The sequence below is a fragment of the Polaromonas sp. genome, from assembly GCF_029945685.1.
Classification (GTDB): Bacteria; Pseudomonadota; Gammaproteobacteria; order Burkholderiales; family Burkholderiaceae_C; genus Polaromonas.
The window spans coordinates 153,175-176,545 of sequence record NZ_JAQSDA010000009.1 but is presented as its reverse complement, the minus strand read 5'-3'; the positions used below and the strand labels follow the sequence as shown (position 1 = coordinate 176,545).

The 23,371-nt window shown below is 59.9% G+C and carries 25 protein-coding genes; 9 read left to right on the top strand and 16 right to left on the bottom strand.

The genetic code is table 11. From position 1 onward, the window contains the following. Positions 1 to 84: 84 nt before the first annotated feature. From soxB to PSV26_RS07575, 8 genes are all read right to left on the bottom strand, one after another. Positions 85 to 1,821 (bottom strand): thiosulfohydrolase SoxB, encoded by a 1,737-nt coding sequence (soxB, locus tag PSV26_RS07610; protein WP_300519755.1) that lies wholly within the window; start codon positions 1,819 to 1,821, stop codon positions 85 to 87. Positions 1,822 to 1,887: 66 nt separating this feature from the next. Then, complete coding sequence (gene soxX / locus PSV26_RS07605) at positions 1,888 to 2,535, bottom strand: sulfur oxidation c-type cytochrome SoxX (protein ID WP_300569459.1); 648 nt, start codon at positions 2,533 to 2,535, stop codon at positions 1,888 to 1,890. Positions 2,536 to 2,547: 12 nt separating this feature from the next. Continuing rightward, positions 2,548 to 3,351 carry a sulfur oxidation c-type cytochrome SoxA gene (gene soxA / locus PSV26_RS07600; protein ID WP_300519749.1) on the bottom strand — a complete coding sequence of 268 codons (804 nt, stop codon included), beginning with the start codon at positions 3,349 to 3,351 and terminating at the stop codon, positions 2,548 to 2,550. 84 nt (positions 3,352 to 3,435) lie between these two features. After that, positions 3,436 to 3,747 carry a thiosulfate oxidation carrier complex protein SoxZ gene (gene soxZ, locus PSV26_RS07595; protein WP_300519746.1) on the bottom strand — a complete coding sequence of 104 codons (312 nt, stop codon included), beginning with the start codon at positions 3,745 to 3,747 and terminating at the stop codon, positions 3,436 to 3,438. A 44-nt stretch (positions 3,748 to 3,791) separates the two neighbouring features. Then, on the bottom strand, positions 3,792 to 4,250 hold the full coding sequence (soxY, locus tag PSV26_RS07590) for a thiosulfate oxidation carrier protein SoxY (protein WP_300519743.1): 459 nt from the start codon (positions 4,248 to 4,250) through the stop codon (positions 3,792 to 3,794). Positions 4,251 to 4,320: 70 nt separating this feature from the next. Then, entirely contained in the window at positions 4,321 to 5,400 is a 1,080-nt protein-coding gene (locus PSV26_RS07585; RefSeq protein WP_300519850.1) for a c-type cytochrome, read from the bottom strand. Between the two features lie 19 nt (positions 5,401 to 5,419). Further along, the gene (gene soxC, locus PSV26_RS07580) at positions 5,420 to 6,787 is read right to left on the bottom strand and encodes a sulfite dehydrogenase (protein ID WP_300519740.1); all 1,368 of its coding nucleotides are present in this window, start codon (positions 6,785 to 6,787) and stop codon (positions 5,420 to 5,422) included. Positions 6,788 to 7,103: 316 nt separating this feature from the next. After that, the gene (locus tag PSV26_RS07575) at positions 7,104 to 7,421 is read right to left on the bottom strand and encodes a hypothetical protein (protein WP_300519737.1); all 318 of its coding nucleotides are present in this window, start codon (positions 7,419 to 7,421) and stop codon (positions 7,104 to 7,106) included. On the opposite strand from PSV26_RS07575, the gene PSV26_RS07570 reads away from it, so the two are divergent. Both PSV26_RS07570 and PSV26_RS07565 read left to right on the top strand, forming a co-directional pair. Further along, the gene (locus tag PSV26_RS07570; protein WP_300519734.1) at positions 7,420 to 7,629 is read left to right on the top strand and encodes a hypothetical protein; all 210 of its coding nucleotides are present in this window, start codon (positions 7,420 to 7,422) and stop codon (positions 7,627 to 7,629) included. The genes PSV26_RS07575 and PSV26_RS07570 overlap by 2 nt on opposite strands. Before the next feature lie 91 nt (positions 7,630 to 7,720). Next, the gene (locus tag PSV26_RS07565) at positions 7,721 to 8,659 is read left to right on the top strand and encodes an MBL fold metallo-hydrolase (RefSeq protein ID WP_300519731.1); all 939 of its coding nucleotides are present in this window, start codon (positions 7,721 to 7,723) and stop codon (positions 8,657 to 8,659) included. A 125-nt stretch (positions 8,660 to 8,784) separates the two neighbouring features. On the opposite strand, the gene PSV26_RS07560 is transcribed toward PSV26_RS07565, so the two are convergent. Next, positions 8,785 to 9,297, bottom strand: a complete 513-nt coding sequence (locus PSV26_RS07560; protein ID WP_300569456.1) for a thioredoxin fold domain-containing protein — start codon at positions 9,295 to 9,297, stop codon at positions 8,785 to 8,787. Next, positions 9,297 to 10,160 (bottom strand): MBL fold metallo-hydrolase, encoded by an 864-nt coding sequence (locus PSV26_RS07555; RefSeq protein WP_300519847.1) that lies wholly within the window; start codon positions 10,158 to 10,160, stop codon positions 9,297 to 9,299. The genes PSV26_RS07560 and PSV26_RS07555 overlap by 1 nt, the downstream gene beginning before the upstream one ends. Positions 10,161 to 10,395: 235 nt before the next feature. Here PSV26_RS07555 and PSV26_RS07550 point away from each other — a divergent pair, with 235 nt between their 5' ends. The 4 genes from PSV26_RS07550 to PSV26_RS07535 all read left to right on the top strand — a co-directional run bounded on the left by PSV26_RS07550 (position 10,396) and on the right by PSV26_RS07535 (position 13,733). Beyond that, the gene (locus PSV26_RS07550; protein WP_300569453.1) at positions 10,396 to 11,490 is read left to right on the top strand and encodes a YeeE/YedE family protein; all 1,095 of its coding nucleotides are present in this window, start codon (positions 10,396 to 10,398) and stop codon (positions 11,488 to 11,490) included. A gap of 92 nt (positions 11,491 to 11,582) precedes the next feature. Then, entirely contained in the window at positions 11,583 to 11,903 is a 321-nt protein-coding gene (locus tag PSV26_RS07545; RefSeq protein WP_300519725.1) for a c-type cytochrome, read from the top strand. 14 nt (positions 11,904 to 11,917) lie between these two features. After that, on the top strand, positions 11,918 to 13,195 hold the full coding sequence (locus PSV26_RS07540) for an NAD(P)/FAD-dependent oxidoreductase (RefSeq protein WP_300569450.1): 1,278 nt from the start codon (positions 11,918 to 11,920) through the stop codon (positions 13,193 to 13,195). A gap of 13 nt (positions 13,196 to 13,208) precedes the next feature. After that, a complete protein-coding gene (locus PSV26_RS07535; protein ID WP_300519722.1) occupies positions 13,209 to 13,733 on the top strand; it encodes a DsrE family protein in 525 nt (174 codons plus the stop codon). A 9-nt stretch (positions 13,734 to 13,742) separates the two neighbouring features. Here the strand turns inward: PSV26_RS07535 and PSV26_RS07530 are convergent, their stop codons facing one another. Next, positions 13,743 to 14,090 carry a metalloregulator ArsR/SmtB family transcription factor gene (locus PSV26_RS07530; RefSeq protein ID WP_300519719.1) on the bottom strand — a complete coding sequence of 116 codons (348 nt, stop codon included), beginning with the start codon at positions 14,088 to 14,090 and terminating at the stop codon, positions 13,743 to 13,745. A 1,248-nt stretch (positions 14,091 to 15,338) separates the two neighbouring features. Between PSV26_RS07530 and PSV26_RS07525 the strand changes: the two genes are divergently transcribed. Beyond that, positions 15,339 to 15,569 carry a hypothetical protein gene (locus PSV26_RS07525; RefSeq protein ID WP_300569447.1) on the top strand — a complete coding sequence of 77 codons (231 nt, stop codon included), beginning with the start codon at positions 15,339 to 15,341 and terminating at the stop codon, positions 15,567 to 15,569. A 7-nt stretch (positions 15,570 to 15,576) separates the two neighbouring features. Further along, positions 15,577 to 16,755, top strand: coding sequence for a GNAT family N-acetyltransferase (locus PSV26_RS07520; RefSeq protein ID WP_300569444.1), 1,179 nt, complete (start codon positions 15,577 to 15,579; stop codon positions 16,753 to 16,755). Here the strand turns inward: PSV26_RS07520 and PSV26_RS07515 are convergent. Then, positions 16,742 to 18,085, bottom strand: coding sequence for a hypothetical protein (locus tag PSV26_RS07515; protein ID WP_300569441.1), 1,344 nt, complete (start codon positions 18,083 to 18,085; stop codon positions 16,742 to 16,744). The two genes, PSV26_RS07520 and PSV26_RS07515, sit on opposite strands and share 14 nt — an antisense overlap. Positions 18,086 to 18,318: 233 nt before the next feature. After that, positions 18,319 to 19,485 (bottom strand): hypothetical protein, encoded by a 1,167-nt coding sequence (locus PSV26_RS07510; RefSeq protein ID WP_300569438.1) that lies wholly within the window; start codon positions 19,483 to 19,485, stop codon positions 18,319 to 18,321. A gap of 532 nt (positions 19,486 to 20,017) precedes the next feature. Between PSV26_RS07510 and PSV26_RS07505 the strand changes: the two genes are divergently transcribed. Beyond that, entirely contained in the window at positions 20,018 to 20,908 is an 891-nt protein-coding gene (locus PSV26_RS07505; protein WP_300569435.1) for a hypothetical protein, read from the top strand. On the opposite strand, the gene PSV26_RS07500 is transcribed toward PSV26_RS07505, so the two are convergent. From PSV26_RS07500 to PSV26_RS07490, 3 genes are read right to left on the bottom strand one after another with little or no spacing between them, the layout of a single operon-like run. Continuing rightward, a complete protein-coding gene (locus PSV26_RS07500; protein WP_300569432.1) occupies positions 20,885 to 21,787 on the bottom strand; it encodes a nucleotidyl transferase AbiEii/AbiGii toxin family protein in 903 nt (300 codons plus the stop codon). The two genes, PSV26_RS07505 and PSV26_RS07500, sit on opposite strands and share 24 nt — an antisense overlap. Before the next feature lie 48 nt (positions 21,788 to 21,835). Continuing rightward, the gene (locus tag PSV26_RS07495; protein WP_300569429.1) at positions 21,836 to 22,093 is read right to left on the bottom strand and encodes a DUF2274 domain-containing protein; all 258 of its coding nucleotides are present in this window, start codon (positions 22,091 to 22,093) and stop codon (positions 21,836 to 21,838) included. Then, a complete protein-coding gene (locus PSV26_RS07490; RefSeq protein WP_300569426.1) occupies positions 22,090 to 23,370 on the bottom strand; it encodes a TrbI/VirB10 family protein in 1,281 nt (426 codons plus the stop codon). Before PSV26_RS07490 ends, PSV26_RS07495 begins: the two co-directional genes overlap by 4 nt. Position 23,371: the final 1 nt, after the last annotated feature.

Here is a 23,371-nt window from a genome sequence, read left to right as displayed (position 1 = left end):
GATGGAGCCGGTGAGCTTGCGCAGCAGGTCCTGCCCGATGGCGGCCTTGTCATCGCCCGTCATCGGCTGGGAGAAGCGTTCAGTTCACGCCGGCGCGTAGCCAGGATTGGGCAACACGGCAGAAAGCGTGGGTGTGTTGAGCTTGCGGGTGCCGACCTTGCCCCCCTGGGACTTGAGCCAGGTTTCCACGACTTCTGACATCTGCTTGTTGCCCTGGTTTCTGGCTTCTTCGGCCACCGGCGCCCAGCCGGCCACCTTGTACTTCTTGTCGGCCTCGATCAGCTTGCCGTTGAGGCGCATCTCGTCGATGCGCTTGCCCATGCCGGCCATCGGGTTGCAGCTGTATTGCAGGCCGCCCACGCGCACCATGTCGCCACCCTGCTGGTAATAGGGATCGGGGTTGAACAGGTTGTCGGCCACGTCCTCCAGGATGGTCTTGATGGTCTCCCCGGACATCTCGGTCAGGGTCGCATAGGAGTAGGTGGTGGCCGTCATGTCCATGATCCATTCACGCGTGATGGCCTGCCCCGGCAACAGGCTGGTGCCCCATCGGAAGCCCGGTGAAAACGCGATGTCAGCCCCCTGGACATCCATCAGCGCGTCGACCAGCAACTGGTCACCCGTGCCGTTGAAGTTGCCGCGTCGGTACAGCGTGCCTTCGGTGATGGCCAGCTTCTCCGACAGCTTGGCTTCATACGGCGCGCGCACCCTGGTGATCAGTGCATCCATCTCGCGGTCAGCCGGCAGCATGTTGGCAAAAACCGGCAGCAGCTTGTAGCGGAAATCGCGGACCTTCCTGTCCTTGACATCAAAGTCGAGCACGCCCAGGAACTTGCTGTTCGAACCGGCGTTGGTGACAATGGTTTTGCCGCCCTTGTTGCCGACCAGTGAAGCTACCGGCATGCCGTCGTGGGTGTGACCGCCCATGATGGCGTCGATGCCCGTCACCCGGCCGGCCATCTTCAGGTCCACGTCCATGCCGTTGTGCGACAGGACCACCACCACCTGCGCGCCCTTGCCACGGACCTCGTCCACCATCTTCTGCATGTTTTCGTCCTGGATGCCAAAGGCCCAGTCGGCAACCATGTAGCGTGGATTGGCAATCGGCGTATAGGGGAAGGCCTGCCCAATGATGGCGCAGGGAACGCCATTGATTTCACGCATCACATAAGGCTTGAAAACCGGGTCGCCAAAGTCGTTGGTCTTGACGTTCTGCGCCACAAAGTCGACCTTGCCCGCAAAGTCCTTCTCGATGATTTCCTTCACGCGCTCCATGCCCAGCGTGAACTCCCAGTGACCGGTCATGACGTCCACGCCCAGCAGTTTGCAGGCATCGACCATGTCCTGGCCATTCGTCCACAGCGCGGTGCCCGAACCCTGCCAGGTGTCACCGCCGTCAAGCAGCAGCGCGCCGGGACGGCTTGCCTTCAGGCGCTTGACCAGCGTCGCCAGATGCGCGAATCCGCCGACCTTGCCGTACCGGCGTGCAGCCTTTTCATAATCGAGGTAGGTGAGCGCGTGGGCTTCTGCGGTACCGGGTCGCACTTTGGACACTTTGAGCAGGTGCTCACCGACCAGATGTGGCAGTTTGCCCCTCATGTCACCGATGCCCAGATTGACATTGGGCTCACGGAAGTAAATGGGTTTGAGCTGGGCATGACAATCCGTCATGTGCAGAAACGACACAGTGCCAAATTTGGGAATGTCGTACAGCCCGTTGGAGGCCGTCGCGGCATCCGCCTCGGCGTAGGTGCCCAGGCCCATGCCAGCCATGGTGCCCGCGCCCAGGACCTGAAAAAATTCGCGCTTTGTTAAATTCATAAATCTGCAACTACTGAATTAGTGGTCAATAAAAAAGACCCAGGACAAGCCTGGGTCGGATTCACATCACTGGTTGACCGGCGATTTCGGATCCAGCAACAGAGCCATGACATTCTTGATCTGCTGTTCGGTCAGGAAGCCATTGTGGCCAGCCCTCGGCATTTGCGAGCAGGCGTTGTAGGCGCGCGCATTCCAGATCTTTCCCCAGGTATATTCCACGATCGGCTTGGAGGCCGGGCTGGCCGGGTCCGCCACACCGCGCAGCTTGCCGTAGTTGTAAAGGCTGGGGCCAATCGTGCCGAAGGAAATCTCCTCCTTGCTGATCTGGTGGCAGTTGTAGCAGTTGCCGCCATTGACCGAACCCGCCTTGTCAGTCCATGTCATGCCGCGTCCATCCTGAGCGACTTTCTCGCCCTCTTTCCAGTCGCCGAGAAATTTCCCGTCCGAAGGCCACTTGATGGTTTTCATGTTTGCGGCTTCTATCGCCTGGGCCACTTTTTCATCCAGCGGTTTGCCGGCCACATCGGCGGCGCTGCACTGACGGTTGGCATCATCCTGGACCAGACGATCAACTTTGGCCTGACCCTCGTCCCGGAACGATGCTTTGGCGATGTCCGCTGCCAGTTTGTCCAGATCCGCACTGGAGGGCATGACAGCACAGCCAGCCAGAAAGACTGCGAGGGCAGGAACAAGGTATTTGATGGTTTTTTTCATGATGCTGTCTCCTTAACGCTTGAGAGCCGGGGCGATCGACTCGCCGCCCTTGCCGTTCACACCCATATAGACACCCAGTGCGATGGTCGCATCGCTGCCAAACAGGGGATAAGGAAAGCGTTGCTGCCGATAGCAGTCATTCAGACGCAGTTGCATGCCCCACAACTGCCCGTTGGAGACGCGGTAAGCCGGCCAGGCACCGAAACCATTGCCGGCGCCCGGTTGCTTGGTGAGGTTGGGCAGATCCTGCAAGCGGATGCGCTTGTCGTCCGCACCATGGCACGAAGCACAGGCAAAGTCATGGGTGCCGCCACGCGCGAAGAACAGGCGTTTGCCCACTTCGTACATGGTTTTTTCCTGTACATGGTCCTGTGGCAGGTTGAATTTCATGCCCTTCGATTCAGCCGAGATCCAGGCCGCGAGCGCCGTCACGTTGTTTTGCTCGCCCTTGCCGAAAGGCGTCTTGGCCATCTCGGCAGCATTGAAGCCCTGCAGCGTTTCCATGCAGGTGAGCAGACGGGACTCCAGATCCTGCACCCGCTTGGTATCCGCAAAATAACGCGGCAGTTCCACAAAGGCACCTTTGACCACGCCAGGGCCCTTGCCCAGATCGCACTTTTCAAGCGATTCCGCTTTGACACCGCGTTTCTGTTTCCAGAGTTCCTGGCCCTTGGCTTCAAACAATTCTGCGGGGTTACCGTCCTGCAGCATGGCCCGGTATTCGGCAATGCCCTCTGACGCAGACTTCTGCGCCAGCACGTTGCCTGCCATGACAGCAGCCAACGCAGCCATGATCAGTAGTTTTGCTTGTGTCATTGTCACCTCTTGAACTTGTTATGAAGCCAAACGTAAATGGAGAAGAGCAAGCCCTTCTCCACTCTCAACATGGAATCCGAAAGCTCAGGAAACCGTCGCCTCGTCGGCCCTGCTTTCGCCCTTGTTGTCCTTCCAGCTCACACCGACCTTGTCACCGGCCTTGGCGCCCTTGACGGTGAACTGCAGGAACGGATTTTTCGAAACCGCCGGACCCCATTCCGCCGTCATGACGGTCTTGCCGTTATGCGTGGCGGTGACTTCGGCGATATGCCAGGCAGGCACAAGCTTGCCTGCCGCGTCCTTGCGCTGGCCGGATTCCATCTCGTGACTCATCAAAACACGGACGGTTGCATTGTTGCCTGCCACCTGGGCGCGAATACGCATCGGATCTGCCATTTTCTTACTCCTGAATCTGTATTGAATTGTTCAAAGAAGGGCGATCAGCCGCCGCAACCGCCAAGCGTGACCTTGACTTCCTTTTTCGCGAAAAACGCCTTGCCATCCGCCATCACCGCGACGGCGTACACGTCCGAGGACTGGCCCATCTTGGTACGGGTGGCGAAGCTTGGCTCGACGCTGTCGGTCATGTTGAACACTGCCACCAAAGCGGATGGGTTTTTCTCGACCAAAATCAGAATCTGCTTCACGCCGGCAAGCGTGGTGCTGGCGGTCAAAGGCACCACAGCGCCGTTTTCAGCGATGTCGGGGCCGCCAATGGTGACGTCTTTGCTCTCGACCGGTGCGCCAGCGCCCAGTGCTTTCATGACGTCCGCCGGTGTTTTGGCTTCGAATGCGGTCTTGTTGTAGGCCGCCATCGCATACTGGGGGAACAAGCCCGTGGATGCCAGCAGGCCCGCAACGATGGCGCCCTGTTTGAGTGTCTCGCGACGTGTTTGCATGTGAAATCTCCTTGGTCAATGTAAATACTAATATAAGAATCAATGCCCTGCATGGGGACATTCCCGGCCCTTATTTTCCCGCACCTGCTGCCAGCCACGCGGCAATGGTTTTGGCCTCGGCCTCGCTCAAGCTTTGCGCAGGCATGGGCATCGCACCCCAAACCCCGACGCTGCCCGCCTTCACCTTGCCTGCAAGATAGTCCTCTTTCCCGGCGTGCTTCCTGGCAATGTCCATGAAACTGGGGCCGATGATCTTTTTGTCAATCGAGTGGCACGCCGTGCAGCTGTACTTCTGCGTCAATGCCAGTGCTGCCTTGCTGCCGACTCCAGCCGGCTCGGCCCGGGTCGCTGCCCTGGCGGGCGCCGCTTCGGCCGCTTTCAGGGCGACAGGCGCCGTTGCCACGCCAGGCATCGGCGCCAAGCCCTCCGGCCTGGTCGTGTCGACGCCACGCTGCGCGCCAACCAGTCGGCTCTGCTCCGCGAGATTTCCATGCGCGTTGCGCGCAAAGTCCGGCAGGAACGACGCCACCTTGGGCTCCGGCGCGCAGTTTTTCATGCAGGCCACATTGCGGGTGTCAGGCTTGGCGCCACCGCCAAGTTCATTGCCCGGCCACATCGCATGCCTGGTCGTCATGCCGTTGCGGTTGGGCATGCGATTCTGGACTTCCTCCATGTTTTTGTTGGAGAGCGTGAAGTCGTCCGGGACAATGCCCCCCAGGTTGAGCAAAAAGGCCGTCACCGAATAGACTTCCTCGGTCGTCAGCGACTTGGGGGCCGTCCAGGGCATGGCCCGATTGATGTAGTCCCACAAGGTCGAGAGGGTGGACACCTTCATCAGGGTGGTGCGCCCCGGATAGGTTGTCGTCGTGAGATTGGCGACGCGCCCTTTCTTGATGTCTTCTGCCGTGGTGCCACCGACCAGGGGACTGAACACTTCGCCTGACTCGCCAAAAACGCCGTGGCACGACGCACATTTTCCTTCCCAGACCTCCTGCCCTTTTGCCACCGTTCCCGATCCTGGCGGAAGACCCTTGAAATCCGGCCGCACATCGATATCCCAGGCGGCGATTTCCTTGGGCGTTGCGGCGCGTCCAACGCCCGGGTAGTTGGCGGCGGTCTGCGCGCCCGCATGGCTCACCAGGGCAAGCATGGCAGCGGCCAGAACCGCTTTAGGAAACCTGGACATTTTTCACCTCGCCGTTTGCCTGAACCAACCAGGACTGGATGGCATTGTTGTGATAGATGGAGCGTGTACCGCGCACCGCGCGAAGCTGCTTGTAATTCGGCTGCACGTAACCGGTGTCATCCATGGCGCGGCTTTGAATGATGGCAGGTTGACCGTCCCATACCCAGTCAAGGCTGAAGCGGGTCAGCGCCTTCGTCAGCACCGGCGACTCCAGCCGCGCGGTGCGCCAGTTGCGCCCGCCGTCCACCGACACATCGACCCGCTTGACCTTGCCCCGGCCTGACCAGGCCAGCCCGTTGATGTTGTAAAAACCCTTGTCAAGCAGAGCCTGACCGCCCGAAGGTGTGGTCACGACGCTTTTGCATTCCTGGATGCTGGCGTACTGCCGATGGGTGCCGTCAGGCTGCAAGTCGATGTAGTGAATCGCTTCATCCTTGGTGGCATAGGGTTGGTCGCCCACCTCCAGCCGGCGCAGGTACTTCACCCAGCTCACCCCTTGCACCCCCGGCACGATCAGGCGCAATGGATAGCCCTGCTCCGGGCGCAGCATTTCACCGTTCTGGCCATAGGCCACGAACACCTCGCCAGACTTGATGAGACTCATGGGAATGGTGCGCGTCATGGAGGACCCATCAGCACCTTCGGCGAGGACGAACTTGCCGCCCCTGAGGTCGGCTCCCGCCATCTCGAGCAGGGTGATCAGCGGCACGCCGGTGAACTCGCTGCAAGAGATCATGCCGTGGGTGTACTGGACTGTGGGCACTGCCACATTGCCCCATTCGACCGCCGTGTTGGCGCCGCATTCGATAAAGTGAAAGCGCGACACGGAAGGCAGGCGCATGATTTCGTCCAGCGTGAACACCCTGGGCGACCTGACCATGCCGTTGATCATGAGACGGTGCTTGGACGGATCAATATCCCACCAGCCCTGATGGTGCCGCTCGAAGTGCAGGCCGCTCGGAGTGACGATGCCAAACAGTGACTGCAATGGCGCAAACGACACCGACGCCTGCGAGGTCTGGGTCAGTCCCGGGCTCTGACGGCGCTGGACATTCACCTCGTATTTTGAAGGCTTGCCATAACCACCGTCGGCAGCCACGGGCTGGCCCAGGCCCTTGCTGTGCTCAGGCAGGTTCAGGATGTTGGGATCGCCGCCTTCAGCTGGCACCGGATTTCCCTGGGCCAGCGCAACCGGCACGGCCAGCCCCGCCGCTGCCGCGGCAAAGGCGCTGCGGATGAAGTCGCGACGCCCGTGGCGGGCCTCTGCAGCAACGGTTTTGATGCCGTCACGGCTCAAAAAGCTCTCGGGGGCCTTCAGGATTCTTCCTGAGCTCAAGTCGTCTTGGTTCACACAGCTTCCTTTTGATCAATAGCCGGGCTCCAGCCCGCATTTCCATCCCGGTCTGCGGGGCCACCCCGCCTTCACCCTTTTGCCCGGCCGGCATGCCTGGAAGCCGTTCGCACGGGTCTGCAGCACTCTCTGCCAACCGCGGCAATTGGATCGCGGGCATTCCGTCAAAACCGGATCGCCATCCATGCAAAGCCCGAAACCCGTCCTGAAGCGGGCAGCCAGTATTCTTAGATTCCGAATATCCGGATGCACGAATATAAATGATAATCCAGGGATCGCCGCAAGGGTTTTCACCATCTCCGGGGCTGCAGGACCCTTATTTGAATCGGTAGTGGTCCCGATTCAAGACGGCCGAGATGGCCGTCACCTCCTCGGGAAACAGCCCAAGATTGAGCTCGGTGTTGCACGACTCCACCATCCCGCGCAAAACGCCTGGTGTATTGACACGCCCGGCGGGTCGGTAAACGGAACTGCCATCGCCACCCACTTTCTGCCGATGACAGGCCGCGCACTTGTGCTCCGCGATCAGTCGCTCTCCCAGCTTGAGATCAGCGCCCTCATACAGGGCCGGTACTTGCGCGCCGGCAGATGCACCGACCAGCAAGAGAAGCAGGGGGAAGGTGGATGGACTCATGAAATACAAGCGTACAGCAAGGCGCAACGCCACGCAAACGTCGGAGGATGCCGCGGCGTGGAAAGCACACGGGTCGCCAAGAGCTGTGCTGATCCTGACCGATGGACAGCCGTCAGGCTTGGATGCACCTGAAGGACGCCTGCTGACCGAATGTGCACAGCGGCCGGTCAGGGTTCGTCCGACATTGTTCATGGCGCTGACGCCGTGACGGCTGCGCTACGATACACATCGGTGCAACTTCACGATTGCTATTATTATTATAGCTATGTGCGCTTATACAACAAGGGCCAACGGCCGATATGACTAAAAAATTGCGGACTGACATCCGGCGCCTGGTTCTCATGGGCCTGCTCACCCTCGCGCCGGCAGCCCATGCCGTTGACGTCAACTTCAAACCGGTGTCCGACGGTGTTTATGCCTACGTCGGCGACAAGGGCCCGCGAAGCCATGACAACGAAGGCCTGAACGCGAACATCGGCCTGATCGTGACGCCAGCGGGCGCGGTGCTGATCGACAGTGGCGCCACGTATCAGTCGGCCCGCAAGATTCATGAGGCCGTGCGCCGCGTCACGCCGCAGCCCATCCAATGGGTCATCAACACCGGCGGACAGGACCACCGCTGGCTGGGCAATGGCTACTTCAAGGAGCAAGGCGCCGAGATCATCGCCCACGCCAGCGCACGGGCCGACATGCTCGCGCGTGGTGGCGACCACCTGGCAGCCCTGACGGCAACCCTCAAGGAACGCGCCGCCGGCACCATGCCCACGTTGCCGACCCGGCTCATTGACGGCAATGATGCGCAACTGGAACTGGGCGGCATCACGCTGGAGCTGCGCCACCGCGGCGGCGGCCACACGCCCGGCGACATGATGGTGTGGCTGCCCTCCAGGAATGTCCTGTTCAGCGGCGACATTGTGTACGTCGACCGCCTGCTTGGCGTCATTCCCGTGAGCAACACCAGCGCCTGGCTGGCAATGTTCAAGGTCGTTGAGGACCTCAAGCCGCAGCGCATCGTGCCAGGCCACGGCGAGGTGACCGATCTCGCTACCGCGGCCGCCGACACGCGGGACTACCTGCTGGCCTTGCGCGCCCACATGAGGAAAGCGGTGGATGAGGGAACGGACGTGAGCGCCGCGGTCAAATCATTCAATGCGCTGCCCTTCATGCGACTGCTCAATGCCGGCGAGCTGTTGCCAGGCAACGGCAGCCGCACCTATCTGGAACTGGAGCGGGAGTAGTCAATTGTTCCAAGCCGCTGGTGGAGTTGAGGGCATCGCCGAAGTGCGGTCGCCCGGCGCCTGAAACCTGCGCAGCCGGCTGCCATTCCCCGCGCCTGCCATGCTGAGAGCGCGCCGGCTTCCGGTCAGGACCGCAGCGCAACTTGCGCCAGGCGCAGGCGCTCATCCAGATAGGCGCCGTAAAAGTCGGGAATATAACCCCCGACCATGCGCTCGGCAATTTCCGCGCCGCCACGTCCAAAAAACAGCACCGTGGGCGCGACCTTGATGCCCCAGCTGCGAATCAGCTCATCATGGGTGAGCATGGCCCCCTTGAAATCCTTGACCCGCTGGCGGCTGCGCATGTCAAGCTGCACCACCACCACGCCCTGTTGTTCCCGAAGTGGAACGAGATAACTCTCGCGCGCCACTTTGCAGAACGGGCAGCCGTCCAGGCTGACCATCACCACCAGGGGCATGCCTTTCTTCAGGGCCTGCTCAAGTTCATCGGGCAGCGACGCGGAAGCGGGCAAAACCGCCGGCGCGGCCACACTGGCGCCGCAGGCGAAAACTGCTGCGCCGGCCAGCAGCAGACGCCGGCGTGCGAGAGGAAAGCGCCCGGAATCCGTGGCACCGGACGTCAACAGGGACTTGTTCATCACTTGGTCTCCTGTTCCAGCAACAGATAGGTGTTGTAGGCATTCATGCGGTTGGCGACACGGAACAGCGGCAGGTGTTCAAACTGCGTCCAGTCGGTCGCCTTGTAGGCTTCGTCAAAGGGTTCCAGATTCCGTGCGGCCTCCCCCATCGCCTTGCGAAGGTAGACGAGGTAGTCGCGTGTCAGCTGCATATCCTTGCGGGCCTCGGACGACAGGGGCCCATGGCCGGGCACGATGACGGCCGTGTCAAACGCGAGTAGATTGTCGAGCGCGACGATCCAATGCCGGCTGTCAGCCTGACCGACGTACGGAATACGGCTGCGAAAGACCAGGTCGCCAGCAAAAAGCACTTTTTCCGAGGGCAGGAAGACCGCCAGGTCCTCCGGGGTATGCGACGGACCCACGTGTTTGATCTGGAAGCGCACGCCGCCCACCACCAGCTCCTTGTCATTGTCGATCCACTCGTCGGCCTCCACCAGGCGCGTCTGCGCATCGATCCAGGGCGCAAGTTCCTGTCGCGAGGTCTCCAGCCGCAAGCGGGCCGTCTCGGAATTCAGATAGGCCTGCGCCCCCCGATGCGCAATGATGCGCGCCCCCAGCTCCTTGAAGGTCTGCAGACCATAGATGTGGTCGGCATGGTAGTGCGTGACGATCACGTGCGTGACTGGTTGCGGCGTTACCTTGCGAATCTCTGCGATCAGGCGACTCGCCAATGCAGGCGATCCCAGCGCATCAATCACCACGACGCCTGCCGGCGTTACCACGAACCCGGCGTTGGAAATGAAGTTCTGGTTGGCCGGCGAGCCCAGGGCCGAAACGCCCTCGACATACCACGCAGAGGGTGACACCTGGTGCGCAGCCATGGCAACCCCTGCGTCAGCATGGGCTGTCAAGGCGCCCACCGCAGCCAACAGCGCGACCAGGCCGCGCCACCACAAAAAAATTCTCGTCATCGCCATGCGTGTCCCCAGCAGGAGTGTATCGATCGCCTGGCTCGCCCGCCCGGATCGACGCCGGGAGCTTGAGCAAGATCAAAAGGCAATCGCCTCACTGAACTTACCATGAATATAAGCTAATACTGAACTATTGGAAACCGTCATGAACCTGGCAACCCTTCTTGAGCGCTACGGGGAAAGCGCGGCGCTGGCAGCTGGAGGACTGGTCATCGGCGTCCTTTTTGGCTTTTTTGCCCAGCGGTCGAAGTTTTGTCTGCGGGCGGCCGCCATCGAGTTCTGGCATCGGACATTCGGTGAGAAGCTTTCCGTTTGGCTGCTTGCGTTTTCAAGCGCCGTGGTCGGCGTTCAACTGCTCATCCTGACGCAGTCACTGGACGTGAGCACCGCGCGCCAGATCGCCACGCGCGGTAGCCTCTCGGGGGCGCTGGTCGGCGGCCTGCTGTTTGGCGCCGGCATGATCATGACCAGGGGCTGCGCCAGTCGTTTGCTGGTTTTGTCCGCGAACGGCAATTTGCGGGCATTGCTGTCAGGCCTGATCTTTGCAGTCACCGCGCAAGCCTCGCTCTCCGGATCGCTGGCCCCCCTGCGCAACGCCATCAGCGCCTGGTGGACCGTGGACGGCGGTCCCTCACGTGACCTGCTGGCCATCACCGGCGCAGGCCACTGGGGCGGACTTCTTTTCGGCCTGGTGTGGCTGGCGGCTGCGCTTTTCTTCGCGGTACGTAGCGGCTGGGGCCTGTGGAAATGGATTGGCGGCATCGGCGCAGGCCTGATGGTGGCGGCCGCATGGGGCTACACCTACATGGTGTCTGCGAGCTCTTTTCAGGTGGTGCAGATTCAGGGCCTGACCTTCAGTGGCCCTTCCGCCGAATGGCTGATGCGGGTGCTGTCTTCGCCGGCCCCAGCCATCGGGTTTGACTTTGGACTGCTACCGGGCGTGTTCCTGGGTTCGTTCATTGGCGCCTGGGTCGGAAAGGACCTGAAACTGGAAGGGTTCACCGACGGCTACGGCATGCGCCGCTATATCGCGGGCGCCGTACTCATGGGTTTCGGGTCCATGCTGGCAGGCGGCTGCGCCATCGGTGCGGGCATCACCGGTGGATCCATTTTCGCATTGACGGCCTGGATCGCCCTGGTCGGCATGTGGGCCGGCGCAGGCCTGACGGATCGCCTGCTGGACGGCAAGCCCAGCGGCCAGCACACGGCCCCGGAACAGCCCGCGCTCACTGCGCCCTGATACGCCTGAGGCAGTGCGTGTTTACCCGCGGTACATCGGGTGATGCTTTCGCTATATTCATGTTGATTGATATCTAACCGAGGAGACCGGCCATGCGCACGAGGATTCAACTTGCGGCAGCTTTGCTCATGGGAGGCGCGGCAAGCGCCACGTTGGCTCAGGATGCAAGTGCCATCCTGCACACGCGCGCCCTCGCCGCGACCTGCGCCAACTGCCATGGCACCGATGGCCGCACGGTGGATGGCTCGGCCATTCCTTCTCTGGTTGGCATGCCCAAAAGCTACATGGTCATGCAATTCAAGGCCTTCAAGGATGGCTCGCGACCGGCCACGGTAATGCACCAGCTCAGCAAGGGCTTTACCGATCAGCAGATCGACAGCATTGCCACCTATTTCGCCGCGACCAAGCGCTGAGCCGGAGCAACAACATGAAAAGACGCAATTTTGTCCAGGCATCGCTGGCTCTCGGCACGCTGGGCAGCATGGTGGGCTGTGCCACCACGGGCACCATCCCCAACCGGGCCAAGGTGCTCGTCATTGGCGGCGGCTACGGCGGCGCGACAGCGGCCAAGTATGTTCGCCTGTTGTCAGACTACAAGATCGATGTGGTGATGGTCGAGCCCAACTCCAACTTCGTTTCCTGCCCGATCTCCAATCTGGTGGTCGGCGGCTCCAGGACCATGGGCGAGATCACCACACCCTACGACAAACTCAGCGGCAGACACGGTGTCACCGTTGTCAGGGACATGGTCAGCACCATTGATGCCGCCAGGAAGACCGTGACGCTGGCAGGTGGCGCCACCATCGGTTATGACAAGCTGATCCTGTCTCCCGGTATCGACCTGATGTGGAACAGCATCGAAGGGCTGCAGGCCGCCAGTGCGTCGGGGCAAATTTTGCAGGCTTGGAAAGCGGGCCCGGAAACCCTGGCGCTGCGTCGCCAGCTCGAAGCCATGCCCGACGGCGGTGTGTATGCCATCACCATTCCCCTGGCCCCCTACCGCTGCCCGCCAGGGCCCTATGAGCGCGCGAGCCAGGTGGCCAGCTACTTCAAGAAAGCCAAGCCAAAATCAAAAGTCCTGATTCTGGATGCCAATCCGGACGTCACCTCCAAGGGCCCGTTGTTCAAGAAGTTCTGGGCCGAGAACTACCAGGGCATGCTGGAGTACCGAGGCGGACACAAAGCCATTGCAGTCGATGTGCGGACAAACACGGTCAAGTTCGATGTTCAGGACGACGTCAGGGCCCAGGTGCTCAACGTACTGCCGGACATGAGTGCTGGCGCCATTGCCGTGCGGTCAGGCCTGGCCAATGCCAACAAGCGCTGGTGCGATGTCAACTACCTGACGTTTGAATCCACCGCCGCCAAAGACGTCCACATCATTGGCGATTCAACACTTTCCGCGCCACTGATGCCCAAGTCCGGCCACATGGCCAACTCGCATGGAAAAGTCGTTGCCGCTGCCGTGGTCGCCCAGCTCTCGGGCCTGGAAATCAACCCGCAGCCGGTACTGACCAACACCTGCTACAGCTTCGTCAACGACAAACTGGTCGTTCATGTGGCGTCTGTCCACCAGTATGTGGCCGCCGAAAAAACGTTCAAGACGGTGGCCGGGTCGGGAGGGGTCTCTGCCGCGCCCAATGAGCTGGAAGGCGTGTACGCCTGGAACTGGGCGCAGAACATCTGGGCCGATACACTGCTGTAAGGAGCTTGGCAACTTGTTTGCCCTCACCCTTCACCTTCCACCTTCCCCGGCACTTGCCGGGGTTCATTTTTTTTGGGGACGACTCATGCACAGACTTATTCTTTCAATGGCCATCGTGGCGTTTTCAGCAAGCACTCTCACGGGCTGCGCCACCGCCAACGCCCAGGGCGTTCAGGCGTCCCAGCCCGTCAAGGCGGTGTATCACCTCACCACGGGCGTCGAAACTGCTGCCGCAGCACTGAACAACATCCAGAACCATTTGAACGCGGATCCCAAAGCCAGGATTGTGGTGGTCACCAACGGTCCGGGTATTGATTTCATGCTGCAGGACGCCAAGGACAGTCGTGGGCGCGAGTTCAGTTCCATCGTCAGCACACTGGCCGGTCGTGGTGTCGAATTCCGGGTCTGCAACAACACGCTGACAACGCGCAATATTTCGCCGGACAAACTGCTCATGGAAGCCAAAGTGGTTCCTTCCGGCGTTGCAGAAGCCGCCAACCTGCAAGCCCGGGAAGGTTTCGTCTACATCAAGCCCTGATGCAGGGGCTCAGCGGCCGTTTTCGTACTCCGTCTCGATCGCAATCTGGGTGCAGATGGCCCGGCACAGGGTCACGACGCGATCGTTGATGATCCGGTAAAAAATCTGCACGCCCTCGCGGCGCTTGCCGATGACGCCGCTCTGATAAAGCGTGTTGAGGTGCTGGGACATATTGGGCTGGGTGGTGTCGATTTCCATGAGCAGCTGGCTGACGTTTTTCTCGCCGTTGCACAGACTGCTGATGATCTTCAGCCGCATGGGCGCTGACATGGCCCGAAAAAGTTCGGCAGCAGACTCAAAAACCTGATCAGACTCGGTGATTGAAGGTGGATTTATTCTGCTAGCAAGCTTATCCATAGATGTCGAGTCAGCCCCGAAGGATGCCGGTATTGTTCAATAATTTCGAATATACACTTATTCGGCACGGTCGCGACCAGGGCCAACGGTCAGCGCCTGATCCACGTCGTCGCACGCACTTCATCATGCCGGCGTGTTGCCCCGCTTCCTGTACGCCCTGAGGTTGACATCTACCGGCGCGACATCCATCAACCTGAATTTGTTTGAGGTGTGCCGGCATAACCCGGAATAACCCGCTGGAGCCCCGGAGAGTGTCCGTTTTGAGGTGGAGGTCAAAAACTGCGCCAGAAAGCAAAAATGCGGCCTTTAAGGGGCCGCATTTTGGTAACTGCCTCGCTGGTCAGTTGGTTAACGAGGAAACTGTTCTGGTGGCCTGGGGCTGGATCGAATAACGCGCCACAGCCCGCACCACCACTCACCTTCACCAATTCGTCCTATCGCGAGGGTACACGTTGGGGTACACCAAACCGACCGAAAGCGGACCGGAAATCGAAGCTTCTAACCACCGACATCTCAGCCACCCAACAAGATTATCCAGCATTCGTTCTGGCGCGCCAACGGGCCGGTCAAGCCACCCCAAATTCCCCCGTCGGAGATTAGAGGACAGAGGACCAAAGCTGCGGCGGTAAAACCCTGTACTCCTAAGACCTTGGGCCAGTCCAGCCGTCTACCTGATGCGGGGCACTGGTCGCCCGTGTCGACACTGGGAACGTCTGCAAAGCCCGCACAGATCCGTCCATAGAACGGCTAGCTTGGATATAATTCTGCCCTCGCTTTGTTCAGGAGGTATAAGGCTGGGGCCGACGGCCAATTCAGACAGGGTCAATGTGCGCGGCAGGCTCATCAACCATACCGATGCGACTATCGCACGATCCAACGTCAGAAGCCGCAAGCCGCTGAAAAGCGGCAGCGCGATAACCCCCAGCCATCCAATCAACAGACCACAGTTACAAAGAAGGAGGTTCCTATGATCCGTTTTAACGCTTCATTCGATTCAAAACTGGAAGCATGCTTCCGCCTTCCTCTGCGTGCAGTGGCTCTGTCTGCATGTCTGGCCGTCGCGTCAGCAGGTGAAGTTCACTCGGTCTATCCTTATGCCCCTTGAGGTTGCAAGATGAGAAAAGGGCCAGCAATTTGCTGGCCCTTTTCCTGTAGCGAACGCCTTGGACGAGAATCGGCCTATTGCTGTCCCAGCGGGCTACCAAGACCGGCCACACAGCCCCAATCGACGCAATCTTTAAGGCTGATATGACCACAGTGACGGACTACGCAGGATTTCTAACCTGGCTGCTTGGGAACGCCGGCGTCTCGGACGATGCAAAGCGGATCGCGGGCACGGACTATGCCCAATGCGAGCGCATAGAACAAACGTTCTCCAATATGGACAAGCCCAGTCGCGTACTCGCTCCCCTGCTGACGGCGAACTTCGCGGGGATTGACCCCGCCCTGCCCGCAATCGCGGCAGGAAATGCTCGCTGAACGCTGAATGTCGATCGAGCCCGATCTTCTCGAAGAGATTTTTACGCGCCTAGGTGAGCCTTGGCGCGCCCGCGTAGCAATTCGTCCTCCTACAGAACTTCCGTCGATCGTGGAACGCGGTTGGCTTTACACATCACAGATCGAAGACTACGCGGTCCACTTTGATCGACGGTTGATCAATTTTCCGTTCGAGCGAATGTTTCCGCACTGGGATTTGCAGATGGAACAGGTGCTGTCGCGCCCGAAGTACGTCACTTCGGAGTATTTGATGATGCCGGCACTTTCGCTGGCTCAGGCCGCATCTCTGTTCATCAGACTTGAACGGATCGGCTTTGAGGTCGATCCACAGCCACTGACCAGCGCGCTAGGGGACAGAATCAAGGCGCAGCCAATGATCACAAGTAGCGAATTCGATATCCTGGCCTACGAGCGCACCCGCAATCGCTACCAGTTGGAGTTGACTGCTACCGACGTCCGAGCGCGAAACCCTTGGCAAGAGCAGATCATCAGAAGTGCTAGAGGCGTCCGGGTCAAACTCATTACATGCGACGGCCAGGCCTATCGCTTGGAAGCCAGGAGCGTCAGCTATCGCGCCTCCGCGCCGCGCCGCTTCGTCACCTGCGACTACTGCGGCTATCAGTACACGACTGGCGATCTGCAATCGCGCGACGAGCATCGAACGCAGCACGCTAGATTCCGGCGGCTTGCTGACCCCGCGCCGCGCCGAGACTTCGCAGAGCGTCTGTCCGAGACACCGGACCCGGAACTGGTTCTCACCACATCTCCAATGTGGATGCATCGTGAGATGTACGAACGTGCGTCGAGATTCAAGCGCGATTTTGGATATGACTTTATCCAATGGGCGGGGACGGATCGGCGCAAGTGCACGGACGCGCATTGGCAAGGCCACCTTTTTTCCGCGAACGATGAGTCTGGGACAATTGTTGGCGCCTGCGCTTTTTGGTTCCACGAGGATGAAAATCGGTGGGAGATGATGTGGGCGTGGATTTCGCCGCGATACCGCCGCCAAGGGGTGATGTCGCGACGCTGGATCTCCTTCTTGGACCGATACGGCGACTTCTCCCTCTCCGCTCCAATTTCACTGGCAATGCACGCTTTCATTCTGCGGCGCGGCACAGCGCAGCAACAGGAATTTGCAACTCGCTCCGGATTCAGGTCGAACTAGCCGCGTTCTCGCCGGCATTGGATGATTCGACATCGGTGTTAACGAGACGGTCTGCCCACTTGGCATAGTCCCCCATGCTGGCTTCTGCAGGGTGAGTTTCGAGAAATTGTTTCATGCCTAGACCAGTAATCATCAAGAGCCGACGCGCCACTTCTCCCGCCTCGCCTCTGTCAAGTTGAAGGCGGCTACTGAGTGTTGATGATGTGCCGTGCAGGATTCGGGATCGCCCGGTGACCAATTCCGACACGAAATCTGCTGCGCTTAAGGTTCCACCTTCCAAGATCGGCTGGCCACCTGACACCCTCAAGAAAATTCGCAGCAGAGCTCTAATCTTGCTGCTACTCTTGTGAAGACTTCCGGCTTCAGCGATGTTCTCAAGGCAGATCTCGAACTTAGCGATGGCGGTCGTATCGACGTCGTCTTGAATTGCCTCCAGATACCAGTAAAGGGCATCACACCATGCAGTTTCCACCCGCGGCATCGGTCTCCGCACGTTGATAAACGATGAGATCTTCGTGCCGAGTTCATTCAGGACTGGTTCAATCTGCACCAGTGCAGCGGAGAAGAACTCCGGCGACATGGTTCTGCCCGGTTCAAGGTTGTCAACGCCATGTGAAACCCATCCACTCTGGTTCGTCCAGACTCCACTCCAGTTATGCCTTGCTCGCCCTGTCAGCCTGCACATGATCACCTGCTCTGGCATCGCAATGTGGAGCGCCGCGAGCGCCAAATCAACAGCGAGTTCGGCTAGTTCCCTCAATCGCGTTTGCTCGGCTTCTATAGTCACCGACGCGATCCAACATCCGCCACGCTCCCTGAACATGCGCTCCATGAGTTCGAGATCTGAAGTTTCGGTAACTCCCACGGTCGCAAGGTCCGTCGCATGAACGAATGTGACGGGGCCAATGGCGAAGGACTCAGCCCGAGACGGATGGATCGCGCACGGAATCAGAAGTTGCATTGACGCCGTGCGCTCCTCGAACCATCGCTTGATCGCACTCTCTATCGCAGCAACATGCTCGCTCCCAAGTGAATCGCGTGCTTCATAGAGATCCAGGGCAGCGTTCGCGACCTTCTTTTCGAATTCTCGGAATGAAGCCGCCCGCATATACACCGGATCATTGGAATGCATGTGGGCGGCCATCTTGCGCATCAGGCGCACGCCAGGGAAGGCGAAGCCGAGCGTTCGCTGGGGGTTGACCTGCGCGAACTTCAGCCCGGTTCGACCAAAATCTTCGGGGCCCATCGGAAGCTTGACATGCGGTATTGATTTCGCAAAGGTCATGGCCTTGCGTAAGGTTTCCAAATAGTCCATGACATATTTTTGCATGGCGCGATGTGCTGGAGTGCTTCAGGAGCCAAGTCAGCTCATCTCTTGTTGACACCCATAGCGGTACCGCTGCAGACTTTGTCGACTATCTGAAGAAGCGAGAGGACCTGCTTGGGCGCCGGAGTACCGCCATCAGCGCTGCAGGGGAAGAGGAGTTGCTCGCCAGCTTTTCAGGATCAGCAATGTTTGACATGGCACCCATTTTGTCCCGCAAATCAAAGACGCCCTCAGCCTCACCCCCGCTCTGGCCACCCCTCGGGAATACCGAAGAGAGAGGCCAGGCCCACTCCGTCTTGGCGCACCATGCGGCCATCGACGACTTTTGCGTTTGGAAACCGGAGCATTGATTCAGGAATCGCGTGATGGGCCGCGGGGTTCGCGTAAAGCGTGCATCGACGTGATGCAATTGAATAAGGGGTGAGGTCATTGAAAAACCAGGCGCCGCTAACGCGACGCCCCTGCGGCCCCTCCGGCCCTATCCAGGCCCCGTTGGGGATGCGCCGCATGTGCCCTCCCAGATCCGAGCGACCCACGTACTCGACATACTGCTCCTGGCCGAACAACGCCTGCATTTCGTCGATGGGGTCCAGATTGAAGGCGTTGGCGTTGACTGCCACGATGAACGGCTTGTCCAAGGTTCCGTACTTGCCGCCCTTTTTCTTCAACCCATTGCGCAGGGGCGTCCAGTCATCGATGATCCCCGCGCCCCCGCCTTGCATGCCAACAAGCGTCCGCAAGCCACCTCGCCTTTCGGGCTTGACTGGAATGGGCCGCAGAGTCAGCTTCCAACTCTCATGCTCCCAAGTCATCGTTGGAGCTGCTTCAAAGCCGCGCTCGGCAACGGTGTTGGACACTTCATCGACATTCATCGCGTCAAGCCACTCATGAATCGAGCGAATCAGCGCTTTGCAAGACGGCTGTGACGTCGGATCGCCGTCACCGTCAACGTCGATATAGAAGTTCTTATGCGGCGCTTGCGACAGCGCGTCGATGGTCGTGGCCTTGATGGCTTCCGCGGCAGGATTCGACCCATCCTTTGATGAAGCCAAAACTGCCTCCAGGTAGAAGCTGCTGCCTGCCTCGTCGGTTACAAGGAAGTCAGGCCGGGCCGCCGTGCCATTGGGCAACGCAGGATGAGACTGAAGTGCGTATCCAACACGGACAAGCGCGTCGTGCAGCAGCAACTCGAAGGTCGCGGATCGAAATGCATGATCGTCCCGTGCGCATACACGGGCAGCCAGCTCGTCTACCTCGTGTCTCGGATATCGTCCAAGCGCTTCAGCAACGAGGTCTCGTACACGCCCGATTTCAGGTCGAGATGACCGATCCAGGAACTCGAAATCGGTCTCCCGTTCCCGTTTGATGGCGGCGTCTGTGCGCGTATTCGATGAAAATATCATGTGGATTGGCTTCCAGTCCGACCAAGGCGGTGGCTGCGCATCGCCTTCTCTTCCCTGAACGAGAAATCAATTTGAGAGCGCTTGGGGCCTCAATACTCGCGCTCATGCTGCGGCCATTTTTGGGGCCAAACGCCCAAGCCAAGCTCTTCCATCCTCCGCCCAAACACATTGAGGCATGGTGCTATGAAGCGCATGCGCTTCATAGCATAGCTTCTTCAGAGAAAAACTACAAGCGCAGGGCTATGGCTTGACTGCTAGGCTGGGGCATATATGCCCCAGCCTAGCAGTCAGCGGACTCCCTGTAAACACGTCTTCGGCCGGGCTCCTGGGCGAAGACGCGATTTGACTGCCTGCAATGTCTCTGTTATGCTATGCAGCGTTAACGCTGCATAGCACAGCGCAGCAATCTCACATTCCCCCTATCGTTTCAAAGGCAAATGGCTTGTAGCCATTGCTTCATCAATGGCATACTTGGCAGCATGCATGCTGCCAAGTACGCCGATCATATCGATTCGCGGGCTCACCCCGTCGGATGAATCGCACTCGAATCCAGATCGCAAAGCCGGACATCGTTCGGCACTTTGACGCGCTTCCCGACCACGTCCTGAAGCCCAAAGAGATTTACGCAATCCTCGCGGAACAGCGGGACTTCTGGCGGCTCGCACAAAACACAACTGCCGAACGATTTATCGAATTTCTGGAGAAGCATTCGAAGCTCAAGGAGTATGGATTTCGCTTCCCTCAGCGGGCTGAGAAGTGCTACGTCTGGGACCAGGCCCCTTTGCTCGCCATCTTGTTGGGCCTGAAAAAAGACCTGCACTTCAGCCACTACACGGCGATGCGCGCACACGGGCTGACCGAACAGTCACCCAAGTCCATCTATCTCACGGACGAGCGGACCGCTCCCCATATAAGCGAACGCGAGAACAAGATCAGCCAAGCGGATATTGACAACGCCTTCAAAAAGCCGGCACGCGCCTCAAGCAACTGGGTGGAATACGACGACAAGAAGATCTACTTGCTGAACGGCGCCGACACCGGCCACCTGGGCGTCGTCACCGAACTGATGACGGACGAAAGCGGGGCCGAAGTCCAAGCCCGGCTGACAAATCTAGAACGCACCTTGATCGACATCACAGTGCGGCCAGTCTATGCGGGCGGCGTCTTTGAGGTGGCCAAAGCTTACGAGCTGGCAAAGGAGCGCGTGTCCATCAACAAGCTCGTGGCGATGCTGCACAAGTTGAGTTTTGTCTATCCCTACCACCAGGCCGTCGGCTACTACCTGCAGCGCGCGGACTACAAGCCTAGCCAGATCGACCTGGTGCGGCGCCTGCCCATGGAGCAAGACTTCTATCTGACGCACGAGATGAACGACACACGCTACGACAGCGACTGGCGACTACACATCCCAAGCGGGTTTTAGTTTGTCGATCAGGGCCAACGCATAGTCAAAGTAGAAGCGAAACTCCTGGAGGTCGAACCCCGGTGTGACGGTCGCCTCCACTGCGGCGAAACCGGCCCGGTGGAACTCGTACACCTCCGGCACCTTGCCCAAGAACGCCAGCGGCACCTTCTTGACCTCGAACATCGACTTCAAGATCTGGATCGCCTTGTCCGCCGTCAAGTCCAGCTTCAGGACGTCCATGAGCACAAAGATGTCAACGAAGTCCCGGGCGCGAGCGCTGCCGGCGCGATCCCGCTTGATGATGGGACCGTATTCGGGCATCTGTTGGCAGATCGCCCGGAGCTTCTCACAGACAATCATCACGGGCGAGTACACGTAGATCATGTAACCCTCGAAGTCGACTGGCTGCTTGTCGTCGACATACTCGAAGCGGCTGATGTCAATCAGGAACTTGGTGCCCAGCCCGAGGTTCACAGCACGCCGGCGCAAGACCTCCAAATCGTCGCGATGCTCCGCGAACACATCGGCACTTGCCAGCTTGAATTCGACGGCGTAGCCGCCCCAGAAATGGCGCATGTCCTCGGAGATTGCCCGCGGCTTCTCGATCATGCGGAAGTCGAATACCTCGTACCCACTCGCGCGAAAGGTCTCGGTCAAAGCCTTGTGGATACGAGCCTCAGCACCTGCGACGTCATCGCCGAAGTCCTGCTTCAACGAAAAGTCCAGGTCAACTGAGGCGCGGGCGCTGATTTGATGCACCAGGGCCATGGCGTTGCCGCCCTTAAGGACCAGTTGCTCTAGCAGCTCATCGTCCGAGAACATCGCCTGAACTGCAAGGATCTTGATCCTGTCCAGCAACGCGGCAGCCTCGGACGCTTTCACATCAGCTTTCTTCATGACAAGAACGGTAGCACAGCAGATATCGAAAGCCGGCCGCCGAAGCATTCAGGGGCTTGGTGGAGGCGGCGGGGCAGACAACGTGCCGTTCTTGCGGCTGCGCTTGAGGAACTCTCGGTCACGCGAAATGAACGCATCCAGCATGTGCGGAATCAGTGCGACCGCATCGACCGGCTCGCCATGCGCCTGGCTGTGCAATTGCGCGTACCGGTCAAGGCGCTGCTTCAATTCGGCTGGCAGGGGAACCGTGAGCTTGACGCTCTCGGCCTTCGGCAAAGGTCCCAACCGCAGCTTGTTCGTGCTCATTGCGACGATCCCCGCTGAAAGAACAAGGGCTGATACGGCCGCAGCACCAGGTCCTTGCTGACCATCACCCGCATCGGGAAGCCCGGCCGGATCGTCAACGTCGGCTGGATGCTCACGTTGCGCTTCGTGATCTCCTGGCCGACCTGGTTCACCGTCTCCTGTGCGCTCTCACGTCCCGCGATGACGATACGGCTGCCATCGGTGCGGCTCTCCGGTGCCGCCAACTCGGCCCCGATGCCCAACAGCGTGGACAGTGCAGCGCCGGCCAGGATGCGGTCCCAATGCCAATCGACGCCATCTTCGAGCCCGGCGTAGCCGGCAGGATCGATGCCGGGCAGACGGTCGAGTGCAACCGACGACGTGTCCGGCAGGATCAGCCTGGTCCATACCAGCAGCACGCGCCGCTGTCCGAAGGCCACTTGGCTGTCGTAGCGGCCGATCAGGCGCGAACCCTGCGGAATCAGCAGATGACGCCCCGTGGCGGTGTCGTAGACCGCCTCGGACACGTTGGCGATGACCTGGCCAGGCAGGTCGGAGTTGATCCCTGTCACCAATGCCGCCGGGATGATCGTGCCTGCCATCACCTGATACGGCGACGCCGGCAATTGCAAGCTGCTGGAATTGCGGGTGACAGCCTCGCCCGCCTTCGCGATGAACGCCTCCTTCTGATCCTGCCGGTTCTGCGCGGCCGTCGGATCGGAGGACTGCGCTGCAGGGGCGGTCGTCCCCATCGGATTGAACGGCTGATTGCCTGAAGAGAATGCCGAAGGATCAACGGCGGCCTGCGCTGCGCCCGGCTTAGGTCCGCCGTTGCTGGCACCGCTTCGGAAAAACACAGACGATCTGGCCGCTTCTTCGGCCGCCAGCCGTTCGGCCTGCGCCGGGTCGATGCCACCGCCCGGCGGCCGCGTCTCCATCGGCTGCTGAGCCTTGACGATGGCCGGGCCCAAATCGCCGGGGAGCGGCTCGCCCAGCACTGGCGGCCCATGCTTCACGGCGGGCGGAATACCCGCATAGTCCTTCGGCAACTGATCCAGGTTTTCGGCGCGCGAGACGCGGTCGACGTTGTACAGCTCAGTGGCCGGATTGCGTTGGCGCTTGTTCGACTGCAGGGACCACAGGGTGCCGCCAAGCACGGCGACGGCCAGGACGCCGGCACCAAGCGCCAGCATACGGCGGTTTAGGCGCGTGACAGGGCGAGGCGAAGCGCGCAAGGCCACGGATTCGGGCTCGACCTTCGGGACCGCGGCGGGTGCTGCCTCGGGGGACGTGTTCATG

Coding starts and splice junctions, on each gene's coding strand:
- PSV26_RS07585 (WP_300519850.1), bottom strand. CDS start 5,400: ATGCTTGCCCTGGTGAGCCATGCGGGCGCGCAGACCGCCGCCAACTAC.
- soxZ (WP_300519746.1), bottom strand. CDS start 3,747: ATGGCAGATCCGATGCGTATTCGCGCCCAGGTGGCAGGCAACAATGCA.
- PSV26_RS07550 (WP_300569453.1), top strand. CDS start 10,396: ATGAACCTGGCAACCCTTCTTGAGCGCTACGGGGAAAGCGCGGCGCTG.
- soxB (WP_300519755.1), bottom strand. CDS start 1,821: ATGAATTTAACAAAGCGCGAATTTTTTCAGGTCCTGGGCGCGGGCACC.
- soxX (WP_300569459.1), bottom strand. CDS start 2,535: ATGAAAAAAACCATCAAATACCTTGTTCCTGCCCTCGCAGTCTTTCTG.
- PSV26_RS07500 (WP_300569432.1), bottom strand. CDS start 21,787: ATGAAGAAAGCTGATGTGAAAGCGTCCGAGGCTGCCGCGTTGCTGGAC.
- PSV26_RS07565 (WP_300519731.1), top strand. CDS start 7,721: ATGACTAAAAAATTGCGGACTGACATCCGGCGCCTGGTTCTCATGGGC.
- PSV26_RS07555 (WP_300519847.1), bottom strand. CDS start 10,160: ATGGCTGCGCACCAGGTGTCACCCTCTGCGTGGTATGTCGAGGGCGTT.
- PSV26_RS07505 (WP_300569435.1), top strand. CDS start 20,018: ATGAATCGCACTCGAATCCAGATCGCAAAGCCGGACATCGTTCGGCAC.
- PSV26_RS07495 (WP_300569429.1), bottom strand. CDS start 22,093: ATGAGCACGAACAAGCTGCGGTTGGGACCTTTGCCGAAGGCCGAGAGC.
- PSV26_RS07490 (WP_300569426.1), bottom strand. CDS start 23,370: ATGAACACGTCCCCCGAGGCAGCACCCGCCGCGGTCCCGAAGGTCGAG.
- PSV26_RS07520 (WP_300569444.1), top strand. CDS start 15,577: ATGTCGATCGAGCCCGATCTTCTCGAAGAGATTTTTACGCGCCTAGGT.
- PSV26_RS07545 (WP_300519725.1), top strand. CDS start 11,583: ATGCGCACGAGGATTCAACTTGCGGCAGCTTTGCTCATGGGAGGCGCG.
- PSV26_RS07575 (WP_300519737.1), bottom strand. CDS start 7,421: ATGAGTCCATCCACCTTCCCCCTGCTTCTCTTGCTGGTCGGTGCATCT.
- soxY (WP_300519743.1), bottom strand. CDS start 4,250: ATGCAAACACGTCGCGAGACACTCAAACAGGGCGCCATCGTTGCGGGC.
- PSV26_RS07525 (WP_300569447.1), top strand. CDS start 15,339: ATGACCACAGTGACGGACTACGCAGGATTTCTAACCTGGCTGCTTGGG.
- PSV26_RS07515 (WP_300569441.1), bottom strand. CDS start 18,085: ATGCAAAAATATGTCATGGACTATTTGGAAACCTTACGCAAGGCCATG.
- PSV26_RS07540 (WP_300569450.1), top strand. CDS start 11,918: ATGAAAAGACGCAATTTTGTCCAGGCATCGCTGGCTCTCGGCACGCTG.
- PSV26_RS07510 (WP_300569438.1), bottom strand. CDS start 19,485: ATGATATTTTCATCGAATACGCGCACAGACGCCGCCATCAAACGGGAA.
- PSV26_RS07570 (WP_300519734.1), top strand. CDS start 7,420: ATGAAATACAAGCGTACAGCAAGGCGCAACGCCACGCAAACGTCGGAG.
- PSV26_RS07530 (WP_300519719.1), bottom strand. CDS start 14,090: ATGGATAAGCTTGCTAGCAGAATAAATCCACCTTCAATCACCGAGTCT.
- soxA (WP_300519749.1), bottom strand. CDS start 3,351: ATGACACAAGCAAAACTACTGATCATGGCTGCGTTGGCTGCTGTCATG.
- PSV26_RS07560 (WP_300569456.1), bottom strand. CDS start 9,297: ATGAACAAGTCCCTGTTGACGTCCGGTGCCACGGATTCCGGGCGCTTT.